A 12,983-nucleotide genomic window follows, 5' to 3' on the forward strand; every position below is an offset into this window, starting at 1 on the left:
ATAGCAGTAACGGGATACTAAAAGGGAGGTAGGCCCCTTGATAGATGTAAATAATTTTGAGTTTATGAAAATCGGTTTGGCTTCACCTGATAAGATTCGTTCATGGTCTTACGGAGAAGTGAAAAAGCCGGAAACGATCAACTACCGTACGTTGAAGCCTGAAAAAGATGGTTTGTTCTGTGAGCGCATCTTCGGTCCTCAAAAGGACTGGGAATGTCATTGCGGTAAATACAAACGCGTCCGTTATAAAGGTGTTGTATGTGATCGTTGTGGCGTAGAAGTTACCAAAGCCAAAGTGCGCCGTGAGCGTATGGGACACATCGAGCTAGCAGCTCCTGTGTCTCACATTTGGTACTTCAAAGGTATTCCGAGCCGTATGGGTCTTGTACTGGATATGTCTCCACGTGCGTTGGAAGAAGTTATTTACTTCGCAGCGTATATCGTGACAGATGCCGGTGATACAGCACTTGAGAAGAAGCAGCTTCTTTCTGAGAAAGAATATCGCCTCTATCGCGAAAAATACGGTAACACGTTCCAAGCTCAAATGGGTGCGGAAGCAATCCGTAAGCTTCTTCAAGACATCGACTTGGAGAAAGAAGTGGAAGCACTTCGCGAAGAATTGAAAACAGCTCAAGGTCAGCGCAGAACGCGTGCGATCAAGCGTTTGGAAGTAATGGAAGCATTCCGTCACTCTGGAAACGAACCTTCTTGGATGGTATTGGATGTACTTCCGATCATTCCTCCTGAGCTTCGTCCAATGGTACAGCTTGATGGTGGACGTTTCGCTACATCTGACTTGAACGATCTTTATCGTCGAGTGATCAACCGTAACAACCGTCTGAAACGCTTGCTTGACCTTGGTGCACCTAGCATCATCGTACAAAACGAAAAACGTATGCTTCAGGAAGCTGTTGATGCGTTGATCGATAACGGTCGTCGCGGCCGTCCTGTTACAGGTCCTGGTAACCGTCCATTGAAATCTCTTTCTCATATGCTGAAAGGTAAACAAGGACGTTTCCGTCAGAACTTGCTTGGTAAACGTGTAGACTATTCTGGACGTTCCGTAATCGTCGTAGGTCCGCATCTGAAGATGTATCAGTGTGGTCTTCCGAAAGAAATGGCGCTTGAGCTATTCAAACCATTCATCATGAAAGAATTGGTGGAAAAAGGCCTTGCGCATAACATCAAATCTGCAAAACGGAAAATCGAACGTTTGCATCCGGAAATCTGGGATGTACTCGAAGAAGTAATCCGTGAGCATCCAGTATTGCTTAACCGTGCACCTACACTTCACCGTCTAGGTATCCAGGCATTCGAACCGACATTGGTAGAAGGTCGCGCAATCCGTCTTCACCCGTTAGTATGTACAGCTTATAACGCTGACTTCGATGGTGACCAGATGGCTGTCCACGTTCCTCTATCAGCTGAAGCACAGGCTGAGGCTCGTATCCTTATGCTTGCCGCTCAAAACATCTTGAACCCGAAAGACGGTAAACCAGTCGTAACACCATCTCAGGATATGGTACTAGGTAACTACTACCTTACACTTGAGCGTGAAGATGCTATCGGCGAAGGTAAAGTCTTCAAAGATGTAAACGAAGCAATGCTTGCTTATCAGAACGGTTATGTACATTTGCATACTCGTGTGGCAGTAGATGCCGGTTCTTTGAACAACGAAACGTTCACAGAAGAGCAAAACAACCAAATCCTGCTTACAACAGTAGGTAAACTTATCTTCAATACAATCTTGCCGAGCTCGTTCCCTTACATGAACGAACCGACTCGCGAGAATTTGGAAGAAAAAACACCTGCTCACTACTTCGTTGAGAAGGGTGCGAATATCAAGGAGGAGATCGCGAAACGCGACATCATCTCTCCATTCAAGAAAGGTTTCCTGGGCGATATCATCGCGGAAGTGTTCAAACGCTTCAAGATCAGTGAAACGTCCAAAATGCTTGACCGCATGAAGGACCTTGGATTCAGTTATTCCACTAAAGCAGGTATTACGGTTGGTATCTCTGATATCGTCGTATTGAAAGAGAAAACGGAAATCCTTGATGAAGCACAATCCCGCGTGGATAAAGTGTTGAAACAGTTCCGTCGTGGTTTGATCACGGAAGAAGAGCGGTATGACCGTGTTATCTCAATCTGGTCTAAAGCGAAAGATGACATCCAGGAACGTCTGATGAAATCCTTGAGCAACCGTAACCCTATCTTCATGATGAGTGATTCCGGTGCCCGTGGTAACGCATCTAACTTCACGCAGCTTGCTGGTATGCGTGGTCTAATGGCCAACCCGGCAGGACGAATCATCGAGTTGCCGATCAAGTCCAGTTTCCGTGAGGGTCTGACAGTACTCGAGTACTTCATCTCTACACACGGTGCGCGTAAAGGTCTTGCCGATACAGCACTGAAAACTGCCGATTCCGGTTACTTGACTCGTCGTCTAGTTGACGTAGCACAGGATGTTATCATCCGTGAAGAAGATTGTGGTACTGACCGCAGCTTGAGAGTCCGTGCACTGACTGAAGGAACTGAAATGATCGAGCCTTTGTATGACCGTCTTGTAGGCCGTACAGCGTTCGAGAATGTCAAACATCCGGAAACAGGCAATGTGATTGTCGCTAAGAACGAATTGATCGACGAAGATACAGCAAGACAAATCGTAGATGCTGGTATCGAAGAAGTGGCTATCCGTACTGTCTTCACATGTAACACGAAACATGGTGCATGTAAGAAATGTTACGGCCGCAACCTTGCAACTGGCAGCGACGTTGAAGTCGGCGAAGCAGTCGGTATCATCGCAGCACAATCCATCGGTGAACCAGGAACACAGCTTACAATGCGTACGTTCCACACAGGTGGGGTAGCCGGTGACGATATCACACAAGGTTTGCCGCGTATCCAGGAGTTGTTCGAGGCTCGTAACCCTAAAGGTCAAGCAGTCATCTCCGAGATCAAAGGTACAGTTATCGAGATTAATGATGTAAAAGAGAAGCAAGAAGTTACAATTCAAGGTACAGTTGAAACGAAGACTTATACAGCTCCTTACGGTGCACGCTTGCGTGTATCCGAAGGTGACGCAATCGAAGCTGGTCAAGAGCTGACAGAGGGTTCTGTAGATCCGAAAGAACTTCTTCGAGTTCGCGGTGTAGCTGGCGTTCAGCAGTATCTATTGAAAGAAGTACAAAAAGTATACCGTATGCAAGGGGTAGAAATCGGCGATAAACACGTTGAAGTAATGGTTCGCCAAATGCTTCGTAAAGTACGTGTCATCGATTCTGGTCAAACAGATGTATTGCCGGGCTCACTTCTTGAGATCCATCAATTCCGGGAAGCAAACCGTGAAGTCCTAAGAGAAGGCTTCCAGCCAGCAAGTGGTAAACCAGTATTGCTTGGTATTACAAAAGCTTCTCTAGAAACGGATTCCTTCTTGTCTGCCGCTTCCTTCCAGGAAACAACGCGTGTCCTTACGGATGCAGCTATCAAAGGTAAGCGCGATGAACTTCTCGGCCTTAAAGAGAATGTTATCATCGGTAAGCTTGTTCCGGCTGGTACTGGCATGCCGCAGTACCGCAAGATCAAAGCGAAACTTGATACACCTGAAGAAGTGACAGAAGGTCAGGAAATCGAATCTGTAACACCGTAACGGTGGCCCTAATACACAAGGAAACAAAATAATTGTCGGAAGCACTGTAAATCTCTCGTTAAGGTGATTGACATCAGCTTACTAGAGTGATACTATAATCAAGGTGCTTCCGATTCTCCTTGTTTACTTTGGAGGATATGCATATGTCTTATGAAAAAGTAGCGCAAGCTAATACGGGAATCGTTATCGGAACCAAACAAACACTCAAGGCCATGAAGCAAGGCCAAGTGAACTCAGTTGTCATTGCAAATGACGCTGCCGAGCAAATTACCAGCCAGGTAAGAAAGCTGGCAGAAGAATTAGGCATACCAGCGATCCAAGTCGATTCTATGAAGCGATTAGGTGAAGCTTGTGGCATAGATGTAGGGACAGCTACTGTGGCAATCAAAAGATAGTTTTGGCGAAGCTGATGCTAGCTCAGCTCGTGAAAGCTTTGTTTTTTGCCTAAAAATGAACCACCTGGATGTGTGGTATTACAAAAAGCTTTGAAAGGAGGAAAAAACATGCCTACTATTAATCAATTAGTACGCAAAGGTCGCGTAAGCAAAACAAGAAAATCTGACTCTCCAGCATTGAACAGAGGGTACAACAGTTTCAAGAAATCATTGACTAACCAGTCTTCTCCACAAAAACGTGGTGTTTGTACTCGTGTTGGTACAATGACTCCGAAGAAACCGAACTCCGCATTGCGTAAATATGCACGTGTACGTTTGACAAACGGAATCGAGGTTACTGCCTACATTCCTGGTATCGGACACAACTTGCAAGAGCACAGTGTTGTTTTGATCCGCGGCGGACGTGTAAAAGACTTACCGGGTGTACGTTACCATATCGTACGTGGTGCGCTTGATACTTCAGGTGTTGACGGCCGCGCACAAGGTCGTTCCAAATATGGTACAAAACGCCCTAAAAAATAAGACTAATATAATATAACCATCATCGGAAAGGAGGAGAACATATGCCAAGAAAAGGTCCTGTAGCTAAACGTGACGTGTTACCAGATCCGTTGTACAACTCTAAATTGGTAACTCGTTTGATCAACCAAATCATGGTTGACGGACAACGCGGTAAAGCACAAAAGATTCTTTATGCAGCATTTGAACTAGTTAAAGAACGTAGTGGAAACGATCCAATGGAGGTTTTCGAACAGTCCATGAAGAACGTCATGCCTGTACTTGAAGTACGCGCACGTCGTGTAGGTGGTTCCAACTACCAAGTACCAGTTGAAGTACGCCCAGAGCGTCGTCAAGCACTAGGTCTTCGTTACATTGTTAACTATTCCCGTCTACGCGGCGAAAAAACAATGGAAGAGCGTCTTGCTAACGAAATTCTTGATGCGTCTAACAACACAGGTGCTTCAGTTAAGAAACGTGAAGATATGCATAAAATGGCGGAAGCAAACAAAGCGTTTGCTCACTACCGCTGGTAAGATATATCTGAAATTCACTCTAGGAAGGAGAAAGACCACATGGCTAGAGAGTTCTCCTTAGAAAATACGCGTAATATCGGTATCATGGCTCACATCGATGCCGGTAAAACAACTGCAACTGAGCGTATTCTATTCTATACAGGACGTATCCATAAAATCGGAGAAACTCATGAAGGTGCTTCTCAGATGGACTGGATGGAGCAGGAGCAGGAGCGTGGTATCACAATCACATCTGCTGCAACAACTGCTCAATGGAAAGGCCACCGTATCAACATCATCGATACACCAGGACACGTAGACTTCACAGTTGAAGTTGAACGTTCCCTGCGCGTTCTTGATGGAGCGGTAGCTGTGCTTGATGCACAGTCCGGAGTTGAGCCTCAAACAGAAACTGTTTGGCGTCAGGCTACAACTTACGGTGTACCACGTATCGTGTTCGTTAACAAAATGGATAAAACAGGTGCAGACTTCCTTTATTCCGTTAAAACGATGCACGAGCGTCTGGGCGCTAATGCGCACCCAGTACAACTTCCAATTGGTGCGGAAGATGATTTCGAAGGAATCATTGACCTAATCACAATGGAAGCTCATTTCTACCTTGATGATCTTGGACAAAACTCTGAGATTCGTGAAATCCCTGAAGACATGAAGGATCTTGTGGAAGAATACCGCACGAACTTGATTGAAGCAGTAGCTGAACAAGATGAAGATCTTATGGAACGCTACCTTGAAGGGGAAGAGATCTCTAACGAAGAGCTTAAACAAGCTGTTCGTAAAGCGACTCTAACTGTTGAATTCTACCCAGTATTCTGTGGTTCAGCATTCAAAAACAAAGGTGTTCAGCTTCTAATCGACGGTGTTGTTGATTACTTGCCTGCACCAACTGACGTACCAGCTATCGAAGGTATCGTTCCTGGTACTGAAGAGAAAATCGTACGTAAATCAAGCGACAGCGAGCCATTCAGTGCACTTGCTTTCAAAGTTGCAACTGACCCGTTCGTTGGTAAACTTACTTTCTTCCGTGTGTACTCTGGTACATTGGAAGCAGGTTCTTACGTGAAAAACTCCACGAAGGACAAGCGTGAGCGCGTAGGCCGTATCCTACAAATGCACGCAAACACTCGTGAAGAGATTTCCAAAGTTTACGCTGGTGATATTGCCGGAGCTGTAGGTTTGAAAGATACTTCGACTGGAGATACTCTATGTGATGAAAAATCACTAGTTATCCTTGAGTCTATGGTATTCCCAGAGCCAGTTATCTCTGTTGCGATTGAACCAAAAACAAAAGCGGACCAAGATAAAATGTCCGTTGCCCTTGGTAAACTAGCTGAGGAAGATCCTACATTCAGAACTGAAACAAACCCAGAAACTGGTCAGACTATCATCTCCGGTATGGGTGAGCTTCACTTGGATATCATCGTTGACCGTATGCGTCGCGAATTCAAAGTAGAAGCTAACGTAGGTGCTCCACAGGTAGCGTACCGCGAAACATTCCGTGCAGCTGCTGAAGTCGAAGGTAAATTCGTACGTCAGTCCGGTGGTCGCGGTCAGTTCGGACACGTTTGGATCAAATTCGAGCCAAACGAAGAAGGCGCTGGTTTCGAGTTTGAAAATAAAATCGTTGGTGGTGTAGTTCCTCGTGAATACATCCCATCTGTTGAAGCTGGTATCAAAGAAGCAATGCAAAACGGTGTATTGGCTGGTTATCCGCTAATAGACGTTAAAGCATCTCTATTTGATGGAAGCTACCATGATGTCGATTCCAACGAGATGGCCTTTAAGGTTGCTGCTTCTTTGGCGCTTAAAAACGCGAAGAACAAATGTAACCCTGTCATCTTGGAACCACTTGTAAAAGTGGAAGTTGTTATCCCAGAAGAATACATGGGTGACATCATGGGCGATATCACTTCCCGTCGCGGACGTGTTGAAGGTATGGATACACGCGGACCTGCTCAGGTAGTTAATGCATTCGTGCCACTTGCTGAAATGTTCGGTTACGCAACAGCGTTGCGTTCCAACACACAAGGCCGTGGAACTTACACAATGACATTCGACCACTATGAAGAAGTGCCGAAAAGCGTTGGAGAAGAAATTATCAAGAAAAACTCTGGACAATAATTGATTTTTTGCCAGTAATCAAGTATAACTTGTATTGGAAGCGTGCGTGCACGCATGCTTCTGAGTACAAGAAACATACTATCTAATACATGAGATATTTCCATATTTAAGGAGGAATTACTAATGGGTAAAGAAAAATTCGACCGCTCCAAATCCCACGTTAACGTTGGTACAATCGGACACGTTGACCATGGTAAAACAACACTAACTGCAGCTATCACTACTGTACTTCATAAGAAAACTGGTTCAGGTACAGCAATGGCTTACGACCAAATCGATGGTGCTCCAGAAGAAAGAGAACGTGGAATCACTATCTCTACTGCACACGTTGAGTATGAAACTGATTCTCGTCACTATGCACACGTTGACTGCCCAGGACACGCTGACTATGTTAAAAACATGATCACTGGTGCTGCGCAAATGGACGGAGCTATCCTAGTAGTATCTGCTGCTGATGGTCCAATGCCACAGACTCGTGAGCACATCCTTCTTTCTCGTAACGTAGGTGTTCCTGCGATCGTTGTATTCCTAAACAAATGTGACATGGTTGATGACGAAGAGCTTCTTGAACTTGTTGAAATGGAAGTTCGCGATCTTCTAAGCGAATACGACTTCCCTGGTGATGATGTACCAGTTATCAAAGGTTCCGCTCTTAAAGCTCTTGAAGGCGACGCTGACTACGAAGCGAAAATCTTCGAACTTATGGACGCTGTTGATGAGTACATCCCAACTCCAGAACGCGACAAAGAAAAACCATTCATGATGCCAGTTGAGGACGTATTCTCTATCACTGGTCGTGGTACTGTAGCTACAGGCCGTGTTGAGCGTGGTGAAGTAAGAGTCGGTGACGAAGTTGATATCATCGGTCTTAACGAAGCTCCTAAGAAAACAACTGTTACAGGTGTAGAAATGTTCCGTAAGCTTCTTGATTACGCTGAAGCTGGTGACAACATCGGTGCTCTACTTCGTGGTGTATCCCGTGATGACATCAACCGTGGACAAGTACTTGCTAAACCAGGTACAATCACTCCACACACAAAGTTCAAAGCTGAAGTTTATGTTCTTTCTAAAGAAGAAGGTGGACGTCACACTCCATTCTTCACTAACTACCGCCCACAGTTCTACTTCCGTACAACTGACGTAACTGGCGTAGTTCACCTTCCAGAAGGTACTGAAATGGTAATGCCTGGCGATAACACAGAGATGTCTGTTGAGCTTATCTCTCCAATCGCTATCGAAGATGGTACTCGCTTCTCTATCCGTGAGGGTGGACGTACTGTTGGATCAGGCGTTGTATCTGTTATCGAAGCGTAAGCTGATATAACAATATAGAAGAAACAGACAGCAGACGTGCTGTCTGTTTTTTTATTTAACTATAGTAAAAGATTGGCAGCGCCAGTTAATTGTAAAAAATACTGAAATGACTTGAAAACACTAGTAAGCCTATGTATAATACATAAAGTGTCATCTTATGAAGGATTGCAGACTTTTAAGCTGTAAAACTAGATAAGACTTGCATTGACCGCGTTTTTTCTATATAATTATAATGTTGGTCATTTAAAGGCGATGATGCGGGAGGTTGTTGGCACACCAGGCCCCTTTGCCATGGCAGGGTGGTCAAGTTAATTTCCGCTGAGAATGTCCTAAATAATAAGGGCGATAAAGGAGGGAAAATAATGGCAAAAGAGAAAATCAGAATCCGTTTGAAAGCATACGATCACAGAATCCTTGATCAGTCTGCAGAGAAAATCGTAGATACAGCGAAACGTTCTGGTGCGAACGTATCAGGTCCGATTCCGCTTCCTACAGAGAAATCTGTATACACAATTCTACGTGCGGTGCACAAATATAAAGACTCTCGTGAGCAGTTCGAAATGCGCACTCACAAACGTCTTATCGATATCGTTAGTCCTACACCGCAAACAGTTGATTCTTTGATGAGACTTGACTTACCGTCCGGTGTGGACATCGAAATTAAACTATAATTTTACACAAAATAGGAGGTGTAACGGATGACGAAAGGAATCTTGGGACGCAAGATCGGCATGACACAGCTATTCACTGAAACAGGTGAACTTCAAGCTGTAACAGTTATCCAAGCTGAACCAAACGTAATTCTTCAAAAGAAAACTGTCGAATCTGACGGTTACAACGCATTGCAACTAGGATTTGCTGATCAGAAAGCAAACAACGCTAACAAACCTGCAAAAGGCCATGCTGAGAAAGCAAACACAACACCTAAGCGCTACATTCGTGAAATCCGTGACGCTGCTCTTGACGAACACGAAGTTGGACAAGAGGTTAGCGTAGAGATTTTCGCAGCTGGAGAAACAGTAGATGTAACAGGTACTTCTAAAGGTAAAGGATTCCAGGGCGCAATCAAGCGTCACAACCAATCCCGCGGACCTATGTCACACGGTTCCCGTTACCACAGAAGACCAGGTTCCATGGGTGTAATTGATCCTATGCGCGTTTTCAAAGGTAAAGCACTACCAGGACAAATGGGCGGAGAGCAAATCACTGTTCAAAACCTTGAAATCGTTAAAGTTGACGCTGAGCGCAACCTTATCCTTGTTAAAGGTAACGTACCTGGTGCGAAAAAATCTTACGTGAAAGTATCAAGTGCCGTAAAAGGTAACTAATTCACAATACGAAGGGAGGATATATCATGCCTAAAGTAGCACTATTCAACCAGAGCGGGTCTCAAGTCGGTGAAATCGAATTGAATGATTCCGTTTTCGGTATCGAGCCACACACACATGTATTACACGAAGCAGTACTAATGCAGCGTGCTTCTATGCGTCAAGGTACGCACAAAGTAAAAGGACGTTCTGAAGTACGAGGCGGCGGAAGAAAACCATGGCGCCAAAAAGGTACTGGCCGCGCGCGTCAAGGATCCATCCGTTCACCACAATGGGTTGGCGGTGGAACAGTTTTCGGACCGACTCCACGCAGCTACAGCTACAAACTACCTAAAAAAGTTCGTCGTCTAGCGCTTAAATCAGCACTATCTTCTAAAGTACAAGAAGAAAACATCGTAGTTCTAGAGAGCCTTGCATTCGATGCTCCTAAAACGAAAGATGTCGTTGCTATGCTTAGCGCACTAAACGTTGATAAAAAGGTATTGATCGTTACTGCAGACAAAGACGAAACTGTTGTACGTTCTGCAAACAACCTTAAAAACGTTAAAGTGTTGACTCAAAGCGAAGTTAACGTTCTTGACTTGCTTACGCATGATAAGCTGATCTTAACGAAAGAGGCAGCTGAAAAAGCAGGGGAGGTGCTTGCATAATGAGAGAACCACGTGATATTATTAAGCGCCCTGTAATTACGGAACATTCTTCTGACCTTATGGTTGATAAGAAGTACACGTTTGAAGTTGACAAACGTGCTAACAAGATTGAAATCAAACAAGCGGTTGAAGTAATCTTTGGTGTAAAAGTGGAACAAGTGAACACTCAAAACCTTAAAGGTAAATTCAAACGTCAAGGTCGTTACGGCGGATACCGCCCAGATCGTAAAAAAGCAGTAGTAACACTATCTGAAGACAGTAAAGAAATCGACTTCTTCGAAGGTGTTTAAGAAATAATAGAGAAGGAGGGAAACAACGATGGCGATTAAAAAGTATAAACCGACCACTAACGGACGTCGTAATATGTCCGTATCGGATTTTGCTGAAATTACAACTGACAAGCCTGAGAAATCATTGCTTGCACCGCTTCACAAACGTGGCGGACGTAACAACCAAGGTAAATTGACTGTACGTCACCAAGGTGGTGGACACAAACGTCAATACCGTATTATCGACTTCAAACGCGACAAAGATGGAATACCAGGACGCGTTGCTACAATCGAGTACGATCCAAACCGTACTGCAAACATCGCTCTAATTCACTATGTAGATGGTGAAAAACGCTACATCCTTGCTCCAAAAGGCTTGGAAGTAGGAATGGAGATCTTATCTGGTGAAGGTGCTGACTTCAAAGTGGGTAACGCTATGGAGCTTGCTACAATCCCAGTTGGTACGATCATCCACAACATCGAATTGAAGCCAGGCCGCGGTGCTCAGCTAGCTCGTTCTGCTGGTGCACAAGCTCAAATCCTTGGCCGTGAAGGTAAATATGTTCTTGTAAGACTAACTTCTGGTGAAGTACGTCTAGTACTAGGTACTTGCCGTGCTACAATCGGTCAGGTTGGTAACTTGGAACACGAACTAATCGTAGTTGGTAAAGCAGGACGCTCTCGCTGGTTAGGCAAACGCCCTACAGTCCGCGGATCTGTAATGAACCCTAATGATCACCCACACGGTGGTGGTGAAGGACGCGCTCCAATCGGACGTAAATCACCAATGTCTCCATGGGGTAAACCGACACTTGGTTACAAAACACGTAAACGTAATAAGCAGTCCGATAAATTTATCGTACGTAAGCGTAAAAAATAATGTGGTAGCAAGGCGGGCGTTCTCACCCGTCTCCATATCGCAAAGGGAGGTTTATGTATGGGTCGCAGCTTGAAAAAAGGACCTTTCGCAGATGACCATTTGCTAAAGAAAGTCGACAAATTGAACGAAGACGACAAGAAACAAGTAATCAGAACTTGGTCCCGTCGTTCCACTATTTTCCCAACATTCGTTGGACACACAATCGCTGTGTACGATGGCCGTAAACACGTACCTGTTTATGTTACTGAAGATATGGTAGGTCATAAACTTGGTGAATTCGCGCCAACTCGCACGTACAGAGGACACGCAGCGGACGATAAGAAAACAAAACGCTAAGAGGGGAGGCAATCCTAAATGCAAGCAAAAGCTATGGCAAAATCAGTTCGCATTGCTCCTCGTAAGGTCCGCTTAGTCGTTGATTTAATTCGAGGAAAAAATGTTGGAGAAGCTATTGCGATTTTGCGTCACACTCAGCGTGGTGCATCATTGGCAGTAGAGAAAGTACTTCGTTCTGCAGTTGCTAACGCAGAACACAACTATGAAATGGATACGGATAACCTTGTTATCTCTGAAGCATTCGTTAACGAAGGTGCTACATTGAAACGTTTCCGTCCACGCGCTCAAGGCCGCGCAAGCCAAATCAACAAACGTACTAGCCACATTACAGTGGTTGTTACAGAAAAGAAGGAGGGTTAAGCAGTGGGTCAAAAAGTACATCCGATAGGTCTTCGCGTCGGCGTCATCCGTGACTGGGAATCCAAGTGGTACGGTGGCAAAGATTACGCTGATTTACTACATGAAGATATCAGAATTCGTGATTATCTAGAACAACGTTTGAAAGATGCTGCACTTTCTAAAGTGGAGATCGAACGTGCTGCTAACCGTGTAAATATCTCTATTCATACTGGTAAACCTGGTATGGTAATCGGTAAAGGCGGTTCTGAAGTAGAAGCACTTCGTAAAGCATTGAACAGCCTGACTGGCAAACGTGTTCACATCAACATCGTAGAAGTGAAACGTGTAGATCTTGATGCTAAATTGGTAGCAGACAACATCGCTCGTCAACTTGAAAACCGTATCTCATTCCGTCGTGCTCAGAAACAAACATTGCAACGTGCAATGCGTGCTGGTGCTAAAGGTATCCGTACACAAGTTTCCGGTCGTCTAGGCGGAGCAGATATCGCTCGTGCAGAATCTTACAGCGAAGGAACAGTTCCACTTCATACTCTACGTGCTGACATTGACTATGGCACAGCTGAAGCTGATACAACTTATGGTAAGCTTGGCGTTAAAGTATGGATCTATCGTGGCGAAGTCCTTCCAACTAAAAACAACCGATAAGGAAG

The 12,983-nt window shown here is 44.8% G+C and carries 14 protein-coding genes; all 14 read left to right on the plus strand.

Annotated features, from left to right (window positions below):
- Positions 1-37 precede the first annotated feature (37 nt).
- The 14 genes from rpoC to rpsC all read left to right on the plus strand — a co-directional run bounded on the left by rpoC (position 38) and on the right by rpsC (position 12,978).
- Positions 38-3,649, plus strand: a complete 3,612-nt coding sequence (rpoC, locus tag ABXS78_RS00210; RefSeq protein ID WP_366248443.1) for a DNA-directed RNA polymerase subunit beta' — start codon at positions 38-40, stop codon at positions 3,647-3,649.
- 143 nt (positions 3,650-3,792) lie between these two features.
- Entirely contained in the window at positions 3,793-4,044 is a 252-nt protein-coding gene (locus ABXS78_RS00215) for a 50S ribosomal protein L7ae-like protein (protein ID WP_095224638.1), read from the plus strand.
- Positions 4,045-4,152: 108 nt separating this feature from the next.
- Positions 4,153-4,566: a 30S ribosomal protein S12 gene (gene rpsL, locus ABXS78_RS00220; RefSeq protein WP_095224639.1), complete on the plus strand. Its 414-nt coding sequence runs from the start codon at positions 4,153-4,155 to the stop codon at positions 4,564-4,566.
- A 41-nt stretch (positions 4,567-4,607) separates the two neighbouring features.
- Complete coding sequence (rpsG, locus tag ABXS78_RS00225; RefSeq protein ID WP_093728583.1) at positions 4,608-5,078, plus strand: 30S ribosomal protein S7; 471 nt, start codon at positions 4,608-4,610, stop codon at positions 5,076-5,078.
- A gap of 39 nt (positions 5,079-5,117) precedes the next feature.
- Positions 5,118-7,196, plus strand: a complete 2,079-nt coding sequence (gene fusA, locus ABXS78_RS00230; protein ID WP_366248444.1) for an elongation factor G — start codon at positions 5,118-5,120, stop codon at positions 7,194-7,196.
- A 123-nt stretch (positions 7,197-7,319) separates the two neighbouring features.
- A complete protein-coding gene (tuf, locus tag ABXS78_RS00235) occupies positions 7,320-8,510 on the plus strand; it encodes an elongation factor Tu (RefSeq protein WP_095224641.1) in 1,191 nt (396 codons plus the stop codon).
- A gap of 362 nt (positions 8,511-8,872) precedes the next feature.
- Positions 8,873-9,181: a 30S ribosomal protein S10 gene (gene rpsJ / locus ABXS78_RS00240; protein ID WP_038565171.1), complete on the plus strand. Its 309-nt coding sequence runs from the start codon at positions 8,873-8,875 to the stop codon at positions 9,179-9,181.
- A 27-nt stretch (positions 9,182-9,208) separates the two neighbouring features.
- Positions 9,209-9,838: a 50S ribosomal protein L3 gene (gene rplC / locus ABXS78_RS00245; RefSeq protein WP_095224642.1), complete on the plus strand. Its 630-nt coding sequence runs from the start codon at positions 9,209-9,211 to the stop codon at positions 9,836-9,838.
- A gap of 26 nt (positions 9,839-9,864) precedes the next feature.
- Positions 9,865-10,488 carry a 50S ribosomal protein L4 gene (rplD, locus tag ABXS78_RS00250; RefSeq protein WP_095224643.1) on the plus strand — a complete coding sequence of 208 codons (624 nt, stop codon included), beginning with the start codon at positions 9,865-9,867 and terminating at the stop codon, positions 10,486-10,488.
- Positions 10,488-10,778: a 50S ribosomal protein L23 gene (gene rplW / locus ABXS78_RS00255; protein ID WP_038565180.1), complete on the plus strand. Its 291-nt coding sequence runs from the start codon at positions 10,488-10,490 to the stop codon at positions 10,776-10,778. The genes rplD and rplW overlap by 1 nt, the downstream gene beginning before the upstream one ends.
- Before the next feature lie 28 nt (positions 10,779-10,806).
- Entirely contained in the window at positions 10,807-11,637 is an 831-nt protein-coding gene (rplB, locus tag ABXS78_RS00260) for a 50S ribosomal protein L2 (RefSeq protein WP_095224644.1), read from the plus strand.
- Positions 11,638-11,694: 57 nt separating this feature from the next.
- Entirely contained in the window at positions 11,695-11,973 is a 279-nt protein-coding gene (gene rpsS, locus ABXS78_RS00265) for a 30S ribosomal protein S19 (RefSeq protein WP_038565186.1), read from the plus strand.
- 18 nt (positions 11,974-11,991) lie between these two features.
- Positions 11,992-12,333 carry a 50S ribosomal protein L22 gene (rplV, locus tag ABXS78_RS00270; RefSeq protein ID WP_093728576.1) on the plus strand — a complete coding sequence of 114 codons (342 nt, stop codon included), beginning with the start codon at positions 11,992-11,994 and terminating at the stop codon, positions 12,331-12,333.
- Between the two features lie 3 nt (positions 12,334-12,336).
- Positions 12,337-12,978, plus strand: a complete 642-nt coding sequence (rpsC, locus tag ABXS78_RS00275; RefSeq protein ID WP_038565192.1) for a 30S ribosomal protein S3 — start codon at positions 12,337-12,339, stop codon at positions 12,976-12,978.
- The last annotated feature ends 5 nt before the right edge of the window (positions 12,979-12,983 follow it).

The organism is Terribacillus aidingensis, assembly GCF_040703035.1.
Taxonomy (GTDB): Bacteria; Bacillota; Bacilli; order Bacillales; family Amphibacillaceae; genus Terribacillus.

What these genes read in the sequence shown, in the direction of transcription:
- ABXS78_RS00215 (WP_095224638.1), top strand. Translation starts at nt 3,793, where the DNA reads ATGTCTTATGAAAAAGTAGCGCAAGCTAATACGGGAATCGTTATCGGA.
- rpsL (WP_095224639.1), top strand. Translation starts at nt 4,153, where the DNA reads ATGCCTACTATTAATCAATTAGTACGCAAAGGTCGCGTAAGCAAAACA.
- rpsG (WP_093728583.1), top strand. Translation starts at nt 4,608, where the DNA reads ATGCCAAGAAAAGGTCCTGTAGCTAAACGTGACGTGTTACCAGATCCG.
- fusA (WP_366248444.1), top strand. Translation starts at nt 5,118, where the DNA reads ATGGCTAGAGAGTTCTCCTTAGAAAATACGCGTAATATCGGTATCATG.
- tuf (WP_095224641.1), top strand. Translation starts at nt 7,320, where the DNA reads ATGGGTAAAGAAAAATTCGACCGCTCCAAATCCCACGTTAACGTTGGT.
- rpsJ (WP_038565171.1), top strand. Translation starts at nt 8,873, where the DNA reads ATGGCAAAAGAGAAAATCAGAATCCGTTTGAAAGCATACGATCACAGA.
- rplC (WP_095224642.1), top strand. Translation starts at nt 9,209, where the DNA reads ATGACGAAAGGAATCTTGGGACGCAAGATCGGCATGACACAGCTATTC.
- rplD (WP_095224643.1), top strand. Translation starts at nt 9,865, where the DNA reads ATGCCTAAAGTAGCACTATTCAACCAGAGCGGGTCTCAAGTCGGTGAA.
- rplW (WP_038565180.1), top strand. Translation starts at nt 10,488, where the DNA reads ATGAGAGAACCACGTGATATTATTAAGCGCCCTGTAATTACGGAACAT.
- rplB (WP_095224644.1), top strand. Translation starts at nt 10,807, where the DNA reads ATGGCGATTAAAAAGTATAAACCGACCACTAACGGACGTCGTAATATG.
- rpsS (WP_038565186.1), top strand. Translation starts at nt 11,695, where the DNA reads ATGGGTCGCAGCTTGAAAAAAGGACCTTTCGCAGATGACCATTTGCTA.
- rplV (WP_093728576.1), top strand. Translation starts at nt 11,992, where the DNA reads ATGCAAGCAAAAGCTATGGCAAAATCAGTTCGCATTGCTCCTCGTAAG.